The 15,222-nt window shown below is 73.5% G+C and carries 15 protein-coding genes; 10 read left to right on the forward strand and 5 right to left on the reverse strand.

Going from position 1 to position 15,222, the window contains the following annotated elements; translation table 11 throughout:
- Nucleotides 1-50 precede the first annotated feature (50 nt).
- From ACPPVO_RS14185 to ACPPVO_RS14205, 5 genes are all read left to right on the forward strand, one after another.
- On the forward strand, nt 51-716 hold the full coding sequence (locus ACPPVO_RS14185; protein ID WP_426511665.1) for an HAD family hydrolase: 666 nt from the start codon (nt 51-53) through the stop codon (nt 714-716).
- Nucleotides 713-1,201 carry a hypothetical protein gene (locus tag ACPPVO_RS14190; protein WP_426511666.1) on the forward strand — a complete coding sequence of 163 codons (489 nt, stop codon included), beginning with the start codon at nt 713-715 and terminating at the stop codon, nt 1,199-1,201. Before ACPPVO_RS14185 ends, ACPPVO_RS14190 begins: the two co-directional genes overlap by 4 nt.
- Before the next feature lie 22 nt (nt 1,202-1,223).
- Nucleotides 1,224-3,200: an Hsp70 family protein gene (locus ACPPVO_RS14195; RefSeq protein WP_426511667.1), complete on the forward strand. Its 1,977-nt coding sequence runs from the start codon at nt 1,224-1,226 to the stop codon at nt 3,198-3,200.
- Nucleotides 3,201-3,356: 156 nt separating this feature from the next.
- Entirely contained in the window at nt 3,357-4,595 is a 1,239-nt protein-coding gene (locus tag ACPPVO_RS14200) for a hypothetical protein (RefSeq protein ID WP_426511668.1), read from the forward strand.
- 26 nt (nt 4,596-4,621) lie between these two features.
- Complete coding sequence (locus ACPPVO_RS14205; protein WP_426511669.1) at nt 4,622-5,041, forward strand: DUF2809 domain-containing protein; 420 nt, start codon at nt 4,622-4,624, stop codon at nt 5,039-5,041.
- On the opposite strand, the gene ACPPVO_RS14210 is transcribed toward ACPPVO_RS14205, so the two are convergent.
- The 4 genes from ACPPVO_RS14210 to ACPPVO_RS14225 form a co-directional block, all read right to left on the reverse strand.
- Nucleotides 5,029-6,483 (reverse strand): sulfatase family protein, encoded by a 1,455-nt coding sequence (locus tag ACPPVO_RS14210; RefSeq protein WP_426511670.1) that lies wholly within the window; start codon nt 6,481-6,483, stop codon nt 5,029-5,031. The genes ACPPVO_RS14205 and ACPPVO_RS14210 overlap by 13 nt on opposite strands.
- Nucleotides 6,484-6,591: 108 nt before the next feature.
- Nucleotides 6,592-7,428: an undecaprenyl-diphosphate phosphatase gene (locus ACPPVO_RS14215; protein WP_426511671.1), complete on the reverse strand. Its 837-nt coding sequence runs from the start codon at nt 7,426-7,428 to the stop codon at nt 6,592-6,594.
- A 66-nt stretch (nt 7,429-7,494) separates the two neighbouring features.
- Nucleotides 7,495-8,175 (reverse strand): hypothetical protein, encoded by a 681-nt coding sequence (locus ACPPVO_RS14220; RefSeq protein WP_426511672.1) that lies wholly within the window; start codon nt 8,173-8,175, stop codon nt 7,495-7,497.
- Nucleotides 8,176-8,258: 83 nt separating this feature from the next.
- Entirely contained in the window at nt 8,259-9,167 is a 909-nt protein-coding gene (locus ACPPVO_RS14225) for a LysR family transcriptional regulator (RefSeq protein ID WP_426514627.1), read from the reverse strand.
- Nucleotides 9,168-9,317: 150 nt separating this feature from the next.
- On the opposite strand from ACPPVO_RS14225, the gene ACPPVO_RS14230 reads away from it, so the two are divergent.
- From ACPPVO_RS14230 to ACPPVO_RS14250, 5 genes are read left to right on the forward strand one after another with little or no spacing between them, the layout of a single operon-like run.
- Nucleotides 9,318-9,950: a succinate dehydrogenase cytochrome b subunit gene (locus ACPPVO_RS14230; protein WP_426511673.1), complete on the forward strand. Its 633-nt coding sequence runs from the start codon at nt 9,318-9,320 to the stop codon at nt 9,948-9,950.
- Nucleotide 9,951: 1 nt separating this feature from the next.
- Nucleotides 9,952-11,895, forward strand: a complete 1,944-nt coding sequence (locus ACPPVO_RS14235) for a fumarate reductase/succinate dehydrogenase flavoprotein subunit (RefSeq protein ID WP_426511674.1) — start codon at nt 9,952-9,954, stop codon at nt 11,893-11,895.
- Nucleotides 11,895-12,644: a succinate dehydrogenase/fumarate reductase iron-sulfur subunit gene (locus ACPPVO_RS14240; RefSeq protein WP_426511675.1), complete on the forward strand. Its 750-nt coding sequence runs from the start codon at nt 11,895-11,897 to the stop codon at nt 12,642-12,644. The genes ACPPVO_RS14235 and ACPPVO_RS14240 overlap by 1 nt, the downstream gene beginning before the upstream one ends.
- A gap of 11 nt (nt 12,645-12,655) precedes the next feature.
- The gene (gene murD / locus ACPPVO_RS14245; RefSeq protein WP_426511676.1) at nt 12,656-13,996 is read left to right on the forward strand and encodes a UDP-N-acetylmuramoyl-L-alanine--D-glutamate ligase; all 1,341 of its coding nucleotides are present in this window, start codon (nt 12,656-12,658) and stop codon (nt 13,994-13,996) included.
- Nucleotides 13,997-14,009: 13 nt separating this feature from the next.
- Nucleotides 14,010-14,636 (forward strand): DUF6928 family protein, encoded by a 627-nt coding sequence (locus ACPPVO_RS14250; protein ID WP_426511677.1) that lies wholly within the window; start codon nt 14,010-14,012, stop codon nt 14,634-14,636.
- A gap of 2 nt (nt 14,637-14,638) precedes the next feature.
- On the opposite strand, the gene ACPPVO_RS14255 is transcribed toward ACPPVO_RS14250, so the two are convergent.
- Nucleotides 14,639-15,202, reverse strand: coding sequence for a TetR/AcrR family transcriptional regulator (locus ACPPVO_RS14255; RefSeq protein ID WP_426511678.1), 564 nt, complete (start codon nt 15,200-15,202; stop codon nt 14,639-14,641).
- Nucleotides 15,203-15,222: the final 20 nt, after the last annotated feature.

The raw sequence follows: 15,222 nt of genomic DNA on the forward strand, positions 1-15,222 counted from the left end.
CCGTGACCGCGATCATAGGACCGGGGAAGCGGCGGCCGTACCGTCGCGGCATGCTCCCCGGCATCGAGGCACTGGTGTTCGACTTCGACGGCCTGCTCATGGACACCGAGAGCACGCTGCTGGAGAGCTGGCGCGCGGAGTGGCGCCGCCACGGCCTGGCGCTGGACGAGGCCGGGTTCTTCGCCGACCACGGCGGCGACCTCAGCGAGGCCAGGTACGCGCAGCTCGGGGCGGCCGTCGGGCCCGGCTTCGACCGCGCCGCCAGCCACGCGCGCCGCACCGCCCACCGCGACGCCATGCACGCGGCGCTCGGCCTGGCCCCGGGCCTCGGCGCGTGGCTCGACCGGGCCGAGGAGCTGGGCCTGCCGATGGCGGTGGCCAGCAGCTCGCCGCGCTCGTGGGTCGAGGAGCACCTGGGCCGCACCGGCGACCTCGGCCGCTTCAAGGCCGGCGCGTTCGGCGACGAGGTCGCCGCCCACAAGCCCGACCCCGCCGTCTACCGGCTCGCCCTGGAGCGGCTCGGCGTCGCGGCGGCGCGGGCGGTCGCGTTCGAGGACACCCCGCACGGCGCGGCGGCGGCGCGGGCGGCGGGCCTGCGCTGCGTGGCGGTCCCGAACGCGTACGCCGACCCGGCCCGCTTCACCGCCGCCGGCCTGGTGCTGAGCACGGCCGCGGGGGTGGCGCTGGACGACGTGCTCGCTCGGCTGCCGCGATGAACCGGCTGTGGTCGCTGCTGGCGCCCGAGGTGCGCGCGCGGGTCGACGAAGAGCTCGCGGGCGGGGCGGCCGTCCGGCCGATCCAGCTCGTGCGCGAGGGGTGTGAGCTCGAGGACGGGCCGCCCGGGCTCGTGGAGTGCCGGGAGACGGTACAACTGCGGCGGTTGCATCTGCAGGCCGAGGGGCTCCTCCCGCCCGCCGCGGCCGCCGGCCTGGACGCGGCGCTGGCCCGGGCGCGACTGCTGGCCGCGCCGCTCGCCGCGGTCGAGGCGCTGTGGATCGACGGGGCGGACGGGCCCTACGTGCGTGTCGTCGCCGTCGTGCGGCGGCCGGGGGCGCGGCATGCGGCTTTCGACGAGGTACCGCTGGCGGCAATGCCGGACGACGCCGCCGCGCTCGGGGCCGGGCTCCGCGCGGCGCTCGGCGTGCCGTTCTATTTTCCGGGCCCGGGCGGCCCGCGGTGGTGGGACTCGACCGGAGGCTGAGCGGCTGCCATAGGATGCCGCGATGCCTTTCCGGTTCGCGGTGGACCTCGGCACCTCCAACACCGTCGCGGTGGTCGACCGCGGCGACGGCACGCCCCGGCCGTTGCTGTTCGACGGCAGCCCGGTGCTGCCCTCGGCGGTCTTCGCCGACGCGTCCGGGGCGCTGCTCGTGGGCCGCGACGCCGAGCGGCACCTGATGACCGACGCCGCGCGGTTCGAGCCCAACCCGAAGGGCCGCGTCGACGAGGGCGTCATCCTGCTCGGCGACCGCGAGCTGCCCGTCGCCGAGCTGCTCGCCGCGGTGCTGCGCCGGGCGGCCACCGAGGCCGCCCAGACCGGGGTGCCGGTGGCCGGCGCGACCGTGCTGACCTGCCCCGTCGACTGGGGCAACACGCGCCGGTCGGTGCTGCTCGACGCGGCCGCGCGCGCCGGGCTCGGCCGCGTGACGCTGGTGGACGAGCCGGTGTCGGCCGCGACGTACTGCGTCCGCGCGCTCGGCGGCCGCCTGGCCCCCGGGCGCTGCGCGGTGGTGTTCGACTTCGGCGGCGGCACCCTCGACGTCACCGTCGTGGAGGCCACGGGCGCCGCCCCCGCGCTGCGCGTGCTGGCCACGGGCGGGCTGGCCGACCTCGGCGGTACCGACGTCGACGACGCCCTGGTCGGGCACGTCGGGCACCTGGTCGCCGCGGCCGACCCGGAGCGGTGGCGCCGCCTCGCCGCGCCGCGCACGCCCGGGGAGCTGCGCGACCGGCGCACGTTCTGGTCCGAGGTGCGCCAGGCCAAGGAGATGCTATCCCGCGCCGCGTCCGCCCCGCTGCACGTGCCGGGCCTCGACCGCGCCACCCACCTCACGCGCGAGGAGCTCGACCGCGTCGCCGGGCCGCTGGTCGACCGCGCCGTCGACGAGACCCGGCGGGTCCTCGAGCGCTCGGGCATCCCGCCGGCCCGGCTGGACGCGATCGTGCTCGTGGGCGGCTCGAGCCGCCTGCCGCTGGTGGCGAGCCGGCTGCACGCGCGGTTCGGGTTGGCTCCGGTGGTACCCGAACAGCCCGAACTTCCCGTGGCGTTCGGCGCGCTCCTGCTGGCCAACGGCTCGCCCGCGCGGCCGGTGGCGCCCCCGGCCCCGTCGGAGCACACCGCGAGCGGCACCGTCCACCCGGTACCGGCCCCTTCGACCGGCGCGTTTCCGGCGGCTCCGATCAGCGCGTTTCCCGTCGCGCCGGTCAGTCCTCCTCCTGCTTCCCCTCCGCCGCCGGCCCGCCGCCCCTCGGTGATCATCGGGCCGGGCGTGACGATTCAGGGCAATGTGGCGGTGTACGGCGACGAGTCGCTCATGCCCCGCGACGACGCCGCCTCCGCCTCCGCCTCCGCCTCCGCCTCCGCCTCCGCCTCCGCCTCCGCCTCCGACTCCGCCTCCGCCTCCGCCTCCGCCTCCGCCTCCGACTCCGCCTCCGCCTCCGACTCCGCCTCCGCCTCCGCCTCCGCCTCCGACTCCGCCGACGACGAGCCGGTCCTGGCGCCGCCGAAGCCGCGCCGCCGGGTGCTGCGGCGCCTGCGGTTCGCGGCGCTGCCCTTGCTGCCGTGGGTACTGATCATGGTGCTGACCCCGTGGGGCCGCGGCCTGCTGCAGGACGGCCGGGCGGCGCTCTTCGGCCCGGAGGCGACCCCGAGCGCGTCGGCCGCGGCCGGACCGTCGCCGCCGCCGCCGTCGTCGTCGCCGGCCTCCGCCGCCGTGCCGGCGACGGTGCAGCTGCAGCCGAACGCGGGCAAGGCCGGCGCGGCGGTGAAGCTGACCGCGCACGGCTTCGCGGCGGGGGAGAAGGTCGACGCCCGGGCGGGGACCAAGCTGCTCACGACCCTGACCGCCGACGACGGGGGCGCGGCCGAGGCGAGCGTGACGGTGGCCCCGGCCGGCACGAAGGCGGGCGCGGTCGTCGTCCAGCTCGTGGGCCGGACGAGCCGGAGGTCCGCCACCGCCTCCTTCCGCGTCACGGCCTGAACCCTGGCGCGGGGGCGCTACTGTCGATCGAGCCCGGCACGAACGGCGGACGATGCCGGGCGATGTGCCGATGGCATCCGCACGCGACGTACGGTTCGGTCTGACTACATGTGGCAGTGTGCGGTTTGCGGCACCGGCAACGGTGACGACGTTGCGGTGTGCGCCTCCTGCGGCGCGGGTCGCCCGGCGTCCGGACCGGCGGCCGGGGGGCCCGGCGGGTGGCCGCCGCCCGGCACGCTGCCCGCCGACCCGCCCGTCTCCTGGCCCGCCTCCGCCCCGGCCGACGCGTTCGGGTCGTGGTCGCCCTCCGGCGCCCCGGCCACCCAGGCCGCCGCGACCACCCCGGCTCTCCCGGCCGCGAACCAGCCCGCGCCGAACCCGTCCGCGCTCGACCAGAGCGCCTGGAACCAGAACGCGCCGAACCAGCCGGCGCCGAACCCGTCCGCGCTCGACCAGAGCGCCTGGAACCAGAACGCGCCGAACCAGCCGGCGCCGAACCAGCCGGCGCCGAACTGGCCCGCGTCGGGGCCGCCCGCGCCGAACTGGCCTTCGTCGGGGCCGCCGGTCGACCCGGCCCAGGCCGCCGCGCAGAACTGGCCCACGTCCGGCGCGCCCGGCAACCCGGATGACCTCGCGGCGCAGAACTGGCCCGGGGCCGCCCCGGCCGTCGGCCCGGCGCCCGTCCCGTGGATCACCAACGAGCAGCCGCCGTGGGGGACGCCCGTTCCGCGGCGCCGGCCGGTCTGGATCTTCCCGGCGATCGTGGCGGTGGTACTGCTGCTGGCCGGCGGCACCGTCGCGTTCGTGCTGCGCGACCGCTGGATGTCCGGCGGCGGCGACGCGAGCCCGACCGCGGGGCCGGCCAACACCGGCAACCCGATCGTGCCGACGCACACGGACACGGCCCCCGCGCCCACCACCGCGGCGCCGACCACGGCCGCGCCCACCACCGCCGCCGCGCCCACGCTGCCGGCGAGCGTCGGTGCCGTGCGCCTCGACCCGAGCCTCGACCCCGCGCGGGCCCCCGCCGTGGCCGCGGTCTTCGACAAGTACTACGCCGCCGTCAACGCCCGCGACGCCGGCGCCGCGCTCAACGTCATGGACCCGGGCGGCTCCATCAACCAGAGCGACACGAACGCCGTCAAGCGCTTCAGCGACGGCATCTCCACGAGCACCGACGACGACATCCTGCTGCTCGCGCTCGGCTCCGACCCGACCGGGCACGGCAGCCTGCAGGCCCGGGTCACGTTCCGCAGCCAGCAGCAGGCCGGCAAGGGGCCCAAGGGCCGCGAGTCGGAGACGTGCACGCGCTGGGACGTCACGTACTCGCTGACCCAGCCCGGCGGCGAGTACCGCATCTGGGGCAGCACCAGCGCGAGCAGCCGCCCCTGCTGACGGGCGCGACCGGGTAGCATCCGCGGGTGCTGGAGACCACCCGTGCCGTACGCATCGCCGCCGTCGTGACCGCCGCCGCCGCGCTCGCCCTCGCCTTCGGCATCCGGGCGCTCGCGGGCGGCACGCTCTACAGCAACGGCGCGCTGCAGCAGGACAGCGGCACCGCCCTGTACGCGTCGGCCGTCTACGCCGCCGTCGTGTTCATCGCCCCGAGGTGCCGCCCGCTGACCGCCGGCGCGTACGCGCTGGCCTTCTGCTGGGCCGTGGAGCTGTTCCAGCTCACCGGCGTTCCGCACGAGCTCAGCCGGTACAACATCCTCTTGCGTCTGACCCTGGGCGACGCCTTCGACTGGATCGATATGGCGTGGTATCCCGCGGGGATCGTGCCCCTGGTCCTCGCCGAGCTCGTGGCGAGGACCAGGGGGAGCCGGCGTCAGGCGACGTGACCGGCGCTCCAGCACGCCGCCCCGGTGTGGCAGCTCACCAGCGCCGTCAGGGCGTCGTGCAGCGCCGCCAGCCGCGCCGCCGGGAGCGTGCCGGCGACGTTGTGAAGCTCGTTCGGGTCCGAACCGCGGTCGTAGTACTCCCGCTCGCCGTCGGTGTACTCGACGTAGGTGTACGTCGCCGTGCGCATCGCCGAGTACGTCGTCGGCATGCCGTTGCGCGCGTCCTGCACGTCGGGGTCGTCGGCGTTGGTGCCCGGCCCGTGGTGCTCGACAAGTGACGCGGTGCGCCACTCGGCGGTGGTGCCGCCCGTCAGCAGCGTGACGAGCTGACGGCCGTCGACGTCGGCGGCGACCGGGGCCCCGCCGATGCGCTCGAACGTCGGGGCGAGGTCGATGTTCTGTACCACCTGCGGCCGCTCGATGCCGGCGGTCACGCTCGGGCCGGCGACGACCAGCGGCACCCGCACGTCGTGGTCGAACGCGGTCTGCTTGCCCTCCACGAGCCGGTGCTGGCCCATGTGGAAGCCGTTGTCGGAGCTGAACACGACGTACGTCTTGCCGGCGACCCCGGCGTCGGCGAGGGTCTGGCGCAGCCCGGCGATCATCCGGTCGACGGCCTGCACGGCCTGGGCGCGCTTGCGGAAGTCGGTGTCGATCTTCTGCAGCTCGGCCGCGGTGAGCGGGCCGTTGCCGGCCAGCCACGCGGGCGCGTCCGTCGGCAGGGTGTCGAAGGCGGGGCCGCGCGGCGCGGTCAGGCCCGGGAACTTGTCGAGGTCCTGGCGGGCCGGGGTGAACGGGCCGTGCGGCGCGAACGTGGCGATCTCGAGCAGGAACGGCTGCCCGGCCGCGGCCGAGCGCCGGATGAAGGCCTGGCCCTTGGCGCTGACGACGTCGGTGAGGTAGTCCGAGTCGGCGTTGCCGTAGGGGACGAGCTTGCCGTTCTCGTCGAGGTTGTAGTTGTACTCCCCGTAGCCGTTGCCGGCCACGTCCCACTCGCTCCAGCCGGGCGGCTGGTAGAGGTCCTTGGGCAGGTACCCGTTGAGGTACTTGCCCATCATCGCGGTGGCATAGCCCCGGCCCTGCAGCGCCGTCGCGAACGTGTGCTGCTCGTTGCCGCGGTCGCGGAACACGCCGAACCCGCCGTCCGGGTTCTCGTTGGTGAACACGCCCGTGTCGTGCGGGAACTTGCCGGTGAAGATCGAGGAGCGGGACGGGCAGCACAGCGAGTCGGTGACGGTGTAGTTCGTGAACGTCGTACCGTCGCGCTGCAGGCGCTGGACCTGGGGCATGTACTGCACCAGGTTCCAGGCGAGGTCGTCCACGAGCACGAAGACGACGTTGGGCGGGGCGGGCGCCGCGGCCGGAGCGGCCGATCCGGTGAGCGCGGCCGCGGCGAGCGCGGCGGCGGTCACGGCGGCGATCAGGGTGGGCAGTCTGCGCATCATTCATCGGTACCCACTGACGTCCGTCAATGGGTAAGCGCGCGGTTCGGATTGCGTAAACTCCGCGGCGCCCTATTTCGCCGGGGAGACGCGGCAGAAAACGCCGGCTCAGGTCGCGGTGATCGCGCCGCTCCACAGGAGGCCGACGATGATCCCGCCGACGGCGACGCGGTAGTACACGAACGCCGCGAAGGTGTGCCCGGCGACGTACTTGAGCAGCCAGGCGATGCTGACGTAGGCGACGCCGAAGCTGATCAGGGTGGCCACGCCGGTCGCCGCCCAGCCCACGGTGTCGCCGATCTCCTTGGCCCGGGTGACCGCCTCGAGCAGCCCGCCCGCGGTGAGCGCCGGGATGCCCAGGAAGAACGAGAGCCGGGTCGCGGTGACCCGGTCGAGGCCGCGGAACAGCGACATGCTGATCGTGGCGCCGGAGCGCGACACGCCCGGGATGACCGCGATGCACTGCGCGAGGCCGATGATCAGCGAGTCCTTCCAGGTCACCGTGGCCTCGCCGCGCTCCTGCTTGCCCAGGTGGTCGGCGAGCGTCATGACGATGCTCCACAGCACGAGGCCCGCGGCCACGAACCACATGCTGCGCAGTACGCCCTCGATGTAGTCCTTGAACAGCAGGCCGACGATGATGATCGGGATCGAGCCGACGATGACGTTGATCGCCATCCGCCAGTCCTCGCCGTGCCGCTGGTCGGCCTTGAACGCGCCTTTGAACAGCGCGACGACGAACCGGATGATGTCCTTGCGGAAGTAGATGACCGCCGCGAGGATCGCGCCGACCTGGATCACCGCGGTGAACGCCGTGACGCCCTTGTCGTCGATCGGGATGCCCATCAGCTTCTCGGTGATGGTCAGATGCCCGGTCGAGGACACCGGAAGGAACTCGGTCACGCCCTCCACGACGCCCAGCACGATCGCTTCCCAGATCTGCAACGCCGTTCCTCCTCGCCGCGCCCGACTAGCCGCAGAGCAACTTACCGGACGCGGCTGAGGACGTTCTCAGTCGCGGTGGTGCTGGTTGGCGTGGCCGGCGGCGAGCTCCTCGCGCAGCTCGGTGAGGTGCTCGGTCTCCTCCGGCAGCCCGAGGCGGTCGAGCAGCTCGAGCGCGGGCCCGATCTCCAGCGAGCCGTACACGTCGTGGAAGCTGTACAGCACCCCGCTGAACACGGCCCGGCGCAGCCGCTCGTGCTCGGCGGCCGCGGTGTAGACCGGATACTTGAGCTTCCACGGCACGGGCCCGCTGACCTTCAGTACCGCCGCCGCGCGCCGCTGCAGCGCCTCGTCCTGCTCGCCGAGCCGGTCCGCGTCGCGGGCCAGGACGGCGGTGAACGCGCGCTCGACGGTGGCGATGTCCTCGAACCAGTCGACCCACAGGGAGTACAGCACCGCCTCGCTGGGCCGCGGCTGCTCCAGGTGCGCGCGGATCGCCTCCCAGTGCGTGGCCCAGAGCTCCTCGTCGTCGGCGGCGTTGACGAACCAGCGCAGCTCGACGGTCACCCAGTAGGCGTCGAGGATCTCCAGCAGGCCGAGGCCGATCTCCAGCTTGTCGGCGGGCGAGAGCTCCTGGTCGCCACGGATCTCGGGCATGAGATCGCGAGCGGCGTCATCGGGGTCACCGTCCGTGTCCAGCTCGTGCGCGGCGAGCCAGGCTCGCGTCCGATCGCTGCGTGCAGTCTCCACGATCGACAAGTATCGCCGGTCTTCGGCTTCCGCGCGCGACCCCGCATCCGGAGCGTGACCTGCGCCCCACAAGATCGCCGTGACTAGAGGGGCTGGACGCCGAGGGGGAGGGGGCCCTTCGCCACGTGGGTCAGGAGGGTTGCGCGCAGGGCCTGGGCCGCGTGCGGCAGGACCGACTCGCGGCGCTGGGCCAGCGCGATCGTGCGGTGCACCCCCGGCGCGACCAGCGGCGCCGCGTGCAGCAGCGGGCGGTTCACCAGGGCCATGCTCGGCACCAGGGCCACCCCCAGCCCCGCCTCCACGAAGGCCAGCACCGCGTCCATCTCGCCGCCCTCGACCGCGTACCGCGGCGTGAACCCCGCCCGCCGGCAGGCCTCCAGGGTCGTGTCCCGCAGGTCGTAGCCCGTGCGGAACATGACCAGCGGCGTGTCCCGCAGCGACGCCAGCGCGATGCGCGCCGGCAGGGGCGCGACCGAGGCCACGACGAGGCTCTCCCGCAGCACCGGCACGGTCTCCAGGGCCGGGTCGGTGCCGCGCGCCGGCTCGACGATCAACGCCAGGTCCAGGCCGTGCGCGACCAGCGCGGCGACGAGGTCCTGCGAGCCGCCCTCGTCGACGTGCAGCTCGATGTCCGGGTACCGCTCGTGGAACTCGCGCAGCACCAGCGGTACCAGTGACGTGCAGAGGCTCGGCGTCGCGCCCACCCGCACCCGGCCGCGGCGCAGGCCGACCACCTCCTGGACGGCGTCGCGCGCGCCGTCGGCCTCGGCGACGACCCGGCGCGCGCGGGGCAGCAGGGTCTCGCCCGCCGTCGTGAGGGCCACGCCGCCGCGGGAGCGGTCGAACAGCGGGGCGCCCAGGGCCGACTCCAGGGTGTGAATTTGTTTACTCAGTGTCGGCTGACTCACACCGAGCTGCTCCGCCGCGCGGGTGAAATGTCGTACTTCCGCGACGGTTACGAAGTATCGGAGCTGTTGCAGCTGCATCTCAATAGCCTATGGCTATCGTAGCTGCGGGATTCATGCATTGGACGAATCGCGCGCCGGGAACCTACCGTCGGCGGAGTGGCGGTAATGGCGGCAGAACGGACCAGGCCGTTAAAAGTCCGGAAAAAACGGTCCTCGATTGCCCTGAAGATCCTCATGGCGGGTACGGGCATCCTGCTGGTGTTGTTCCTGTTCGCCCACATGGCCGGCAACCTCAAGATCTTCGTCGGGGCCGAGGCGTTCGACCACTACGCGCACTGGCTGCGCGACCTCGGCACCCCGCTGCTGCCGCACACCTGGTACCTGTGGCTCCAGCGCGGCGGGCTCACCGCCGCCGTGCTCGCGCACATCTTCGCCGCCGTCGTGTTGGCCCGCCGGGCCCGCGCCGCGCGGCCCGTCCGCTACGCCCACCGGCCCAGGGTGCAGGGCAGCTACGCGGCCCGCACGATGCGCTGGGGCGGCGTGATCATCCTGCTGTTCGTCGTGTTCCACATCCTCGACCTGACCACCGGCACGGTGAACCCGGTCGGGGACAGGCAGCACCCGTACGCCAACGTCGTCGCCGACTTCGCGCCGGGCCGCTGGTACGTGACGCTGTTCTACGCGCTCGCCATCGTCGCGATCGGCTTCCACCTGCGCCACGGGATCTTCTCCGCGCTGCGCACCCTCGGCCAGCAGTCCCCGCGCGGGGAGCGCACCGCCCGGGCCGTCGCCCTGGTGCTGTCGCTGGTGCTGGTCGTGGGCTACCTCTCCGTACCGTTCGCCGTTCTGACCGGGCTGGTGTCCTGACATGAACCTTCCATATTGGAGTGAGGGCGACCCGATCGCCGACACGGCCGCGCCGGACGGGCCCGTCGAGACCCGCTGGGAACGGCGGCAGTTCGGCGCCAGGCTCGTCAACCCGGCCAACAAGCGCAAGCTCACCGTGATCGTGGTCGGCACCGGGCTGGCCGGCGGCTCCGCGGCGGCGACCCTGGCCGAGGCCGGGTACAAGGTCCGGTCGTACTGCTACCAGGACAGCCCCCGCCGCGCGCACTCGATCGCGGCCCAGGGCGGGATCAACGCGGCCAAGAACTACCGCAACGACGGCGACTCCGTGTACCGGCTCTTCTACGACACGGTCAAGGGCGGCGACTTCCGGGCGCGGGAGTCCAACGTGTACCGCCTCGCCCAGGTCTCGGTGAACATCATCGACCAGTGCGTGGCCCAGGGCGTGCCCTTCGCCCGCGAGTACGGCGGCCTGCTCGACAACCGCTCGTTCGGCGGCACCCAGGTCTCGCGCACCTTCTACGCCCGCGGCCAGACCGGCCAGCAGCTGCTGCTCGGCGCGTACCAGGCCCTGGAGCGCCAGATCGCGGCCGGCAACGTGGAGATGCACGCCCGCCACGAGATGCTCGAGCTCGTCGTGGCCGACGGCCGGGCCCGCGGCATCGTCGTGCGCGACCTCGTCACCGGCGAGATCACCACCGAGCTCGCCGACGCGGTGGTGCTCGCCTCGGGCGGGTACGGCAACGTCTTCTTCCTCTCCACGAACGCCAAGGGCTGCAACGTCACCGCGTCGTGGCGCGCGCACCGGCAGGGCGCGCTGTTCGCCAACCCCTGCTACACGCAGATCCACCCGACGTGCATCCCCGAGTCCGGCACGCACCAGAGCAAGCTCACGCTGATGAGCGAGTCGCTGCGCAACGACGGCCGCGTCTGGGTGCCGGTCCGGGCCGGCGACCACCGCGCCCCGGCCGACATCCCCGAGGACGAGCGCGACTACTACCTCGAGCGCATCTACCCGTCGTTCGGCAACCTGGTGCCCCGGGACATCGCCTCCCGGGCCGCCAAGAACGTCTGCGACGAGGGAAGAGGCGTCGGTCCCGGCGGGCTCGGGGTGTACCTCGACTTCGCCGACGCCATCGCCCGGCTGGGCCGGCCCGCGGTCGAGGCCAAGTACGGCAACCTCTTCGAGATGTACGAGCGCATCACCGGCGACGACCCCTATGTCACCCCCATGCGCATCTACCCGGCCGTGCACTACACGATGGGCGGGCTCTGGGTCGACTACGACCTGCAGTCCAACGTCCCCGGCCTGTTCGTCGTCGGCGAGGCCAACTTCTCCGACCACGGCGCCAACCGGCTCGGCGCGTCCGCGCTGATGCAAGGGCTGGCCGACGGGTACTTCGTGCTGCCCAACACCATCAACGACTACCTCGCCGCCGGGCCCTTCCCCAAGGTCTCGCCCGACAGCCCGCCGGTGCGGGCCGCCCGCGCCGCCGTCGAGGAGCGCATCGCGAAGCTCCTCGCCGTGGACGGGGACCGCACCGTGGACTCGTTCCACCGCGAGCTCGGCCACATCATGTGGGAGTACTGCGGCATGGAGCGCACCGAGGCGGGCCTCACCAAGGCGGTGTCGCTGATCCGGGCCCTGCGCGAGGAGTTCTGGACCCGGGTCAAGGTGCCCGGCACCGGCGAGCAGCTCAACCAGAACCTCGAGCGTGCCGGGCGGGTCGCGGACTTCTTCGAGCTCGCCGAGCTCATGTGCATCGACGCCCTGCACCGCGCCGAGTCGTGCGGCGGGCACTTCCGCGCCGAGAGCCAGACCCCGGACGGGGAGGCGCTGCGCCACGACGAGGAGTTCTCCTACGTTGCCGCCTGGGAGTTCGCCGGCACCGGTGAACCGCCCGTGCTGCACAAGGAGGCGCTCGAGTTCGAGTACGTCCACCCGACCCAGCGGAGCTACAAGTAATGGACATCAAGCTGCGCGTGTGGCGCCAGGCCGGACCCTCGGCCCGCGGGAAGATGCAGGAGTACCGGGTCACGGACATCTCGCCGGACGCCTCCTTCCTGGAGATGCTCGACGTGCTCAACGAGCGGCTCATCGTCGACGGCGAGGAGCCGATCGCCTTCGACCACGACTGCCGCGAGGGCATCTGCGGCATGTGCGGCATGATGATCAACGGCGTCGCCCACGGCCCGCTGAAGGCGACCACGACGTGCCAGCTGCACATGCGGCACTTCCGCGACGGCGACACGATCGACGTGGAGCCCTGGCGCTCCGCGGCCTTCCCGGTCGTGCGCGACCTCGTGGTCGACCGCGGCGCGTTCGACTCGATCATCCAGGCCGGCGGGTACATCACCGCGCCGACCGGCGCCGCCCCCGACGCGCACGCCACGCCGGTGCCCAAGGCCGACGCCGACGCCGCGTTCGAGGCGGCCACGTGCATCGGCTGCGGCGCCTGCGTGGCCGCGTGCCCGAACGGCTCCGCGATGCTGTTCACCGCGGCCAAGGTCGGCCACCTCGGCCTGCTGCCGCAGGGCCAGCCGGAGCGCGACTCGCGCGTGCTGGGCATGGTCGCCGCGCACGACGAGGCCGGCTTCGGCGGCTGCACCAACGCGGGGGAGTGCACCACGGTCTGCCCCAAGGGCATCCCGCTCACCCTGATCGGCCGGCTCAACAGCGACTACCGCAAGGCGGCGACCGGCCGGCGCGGATAAAGTACCGACTCATGCAGTTGTCTGAGCTCGCCGGGCGGCGGGTCGCGGTCTGGGGTACCGGCCGGGAGGGCATGGCCGCGCTCGCGGCGATCGCCCCGGCCGGGCCCGCGTCCCTCGTCGCCGTGCAGGACAAGGCCACGTTCCTGGCCGCCCGCGCCTGGGACGGGGCCGTCCCGCTCTTCGAGGGCGAGGCGATGGGCCCGGCGCTGGAGGGCGTCGAGGTACTCGTGCGCTCGCCGGGGGTGGGCGAGTCGAACCCGTGGATCCAGGAGCTGCGGCGCCGGGGCGTTTCCATCACCGGGGGTACCGCCCTGTGGATGGCCGACCACGCCCGGCAGACGATCGGCGTGACCGGCAGCAAGGGCAAGAGCACCACGACGACCCTCATCTCGCACCTGCTCACCGCGACCGGCCGCCCGAACGAGCTGGGCGGCAACATCGGCATCGCGGTGCTGTCGCTGCCGCCGGCCGAGCGGTACGTGCTGGAGCTTTCGATGTACCAGTGCGCCGACCTCGAGGACTCGCCGCGGGTCTCGGTGATCACGTCGCTGTTCGAGGAGCACCTCGACTGGACGCGCGACGGGCTGCCGTCGCAGTACTACGCGCACAAGCTCAACATCGCCATGCACGGCCCGGAGGCAGTGGTCTACAACGCGGCCGACCCGACCCTGTCGGCCGAACTGGCCGCGCGCCCGGGACTGCCCCTGGTTCCGGTGCGCAACTGGGACGAGGACGGCTGGATCGTCCGCCACGGCGAGCGGCTCTTCCCGCGCGATGCCTTCCCTCTGCGCGGTACGCACAACACCGGCAATCTCTGCGTGGCCCTCGCCGCCCTCGAGGCGGCCGGCGTCGACGTGGTCGCGGAGCGTTCGGCGCTGGAGGCGGGGCTGCGCTCCTACGCCCCGCTCCCGCACCGCCTGACGCCGATCGCCGACCCCTCGGGCGTCGAGTTCGTCGACGACTCGCTCTCGACCGCGCCGCAGACGACGATCCACGCCATCGAGGCGTACGCGGGCCGCCCCCTGGCCGTCCTCGTCGGCGGCCAGGACCGCGGCATCGACTACACCCCGCTGCGCGACTACCTGCGCGACAAGGCGGTGCCCCTCACCCTCATCGCCATCCCGGACAGCGGCGAGCACATCCTCGACGTCGTCGGCGACCTGCCCGCGGTCCGCCGCGAGGTCGCCGAGGACCTGCCCGCCGCCGTGGTCCGGGCCCGCGAGCTGATCCCGCCGGGCGGCGTGGTCCTGCTGTCCCCGGCCGCGCCCAGCTACGGCCGGTACGACAACTACGAGGCCCGCGCGAAGGCCTTCGTCGCGGCCATCGAGGCCTCGGCCCTGGGCGGCGCTTGATATACATGGCCGCATGGGATCGAAGGTGGCGATACTCGCGTTCTCCGACGGCAACCTGACCGAGGCGCTGCGGGCCGATCCCGGGCCGGACGCGCCGGTGGAGGAGCTCGTCCGGAGGGCGTTCCCGGGGTACGACGTGCGGCGCGACCCCACCGAGGACAGCTCCCTGCTCGACACGTACCCGCCGGTGGACGTCACCTACGCGACCGTCCGGCCCGCGGCCTCGGTGCTGCTGGACCGCCGCCTGGCGTTCGACTACCCGACCCAGCTCGACCCTCACCTGCTGGAGCTCGGCGCCGGCCGGCGGACGATCCTGTTCGGCCTGCACTCGGTCGTGGACTGGCTGGGCTTCGCCGTCTGGGACGACGGGGTACTCGTGCGCGCCCTGAGCCTCTCGCCGGACGACGGGGTCCTGGAGGACATCGGCGAGCGATACGACTTCGAGGGGCCGTTCTGGGCGGGCGAGCACCCGGTCCCGCCCGACCCGGACGAGGGCGACTACCCGCTGCCCTTCCACCCGATCGAGCTGGGCGACGGGGCGATGCGAATGCTGTTCGGCTTCGGCGTGCAGGAGCTGGACGGCGATCTGGACGCCCTGGCCGTGCGCGTGCAGGGTTTCCGGGTGGTGCCGCCGGCCTGACCTCAGGCGCGGCTGATCGCGCGCAGCTCCTCGAGCGACTCGTCAAGCAACGCCCGGAAGGCCGCCGGGTCGTCCTGGCGCACCCAGCGCGCGAACGCCACGTGGAAGACGGTCACGCCCGACTGGGCGGCGAGGATCGCGGCGTTCTCGGGCACGCCGCGCTCGACCAGGGCCGCCTTGATCGAGCCGGCCAGCCGCTGGAGCTTGATCAGCTCGCGCTCCTGGAGCTCCGGGTTCGCGACGATGACGCCGGCGCGCAGGCGGGCGAAGTGGTGGCGCTGCGCGAACATCGCGGCGACCGGGTCGAACGCGGCCGTGACGGTCGCGAGCGGCCCGGCCCCGGCGGGCGCGGCGGCGATGCCGTCGAGCCAGAGCTGCTCCAGCTCTTCCGAGCCCTTGAACAGCGCCTCGCGCTTGTCGGTGAAGTGGCGGAAGAAGGTGCGCTTGGTCAGCCCGGCGCGCGCGGCGATCTCGGCCACGGTCGTGGCGTCGTACCCCTGCTCGTCGAACAGCTCGAGGGCCGCCGCGACGAGGCGACCGGCGGCGTCAGGCTTCCAGCGGGACATCGCCTCCAAGCATAGCCGTC

Origin of the sequence: Dactylosporangium sp. McL0621 (assembly GCF_049995355.1) — a bacterium.
Classification (GTDB): Bacteria; Actinomycetota; Actinomycetes; order Mycobacteriales; family Micromonosporaceae; genus Dactylosporangium.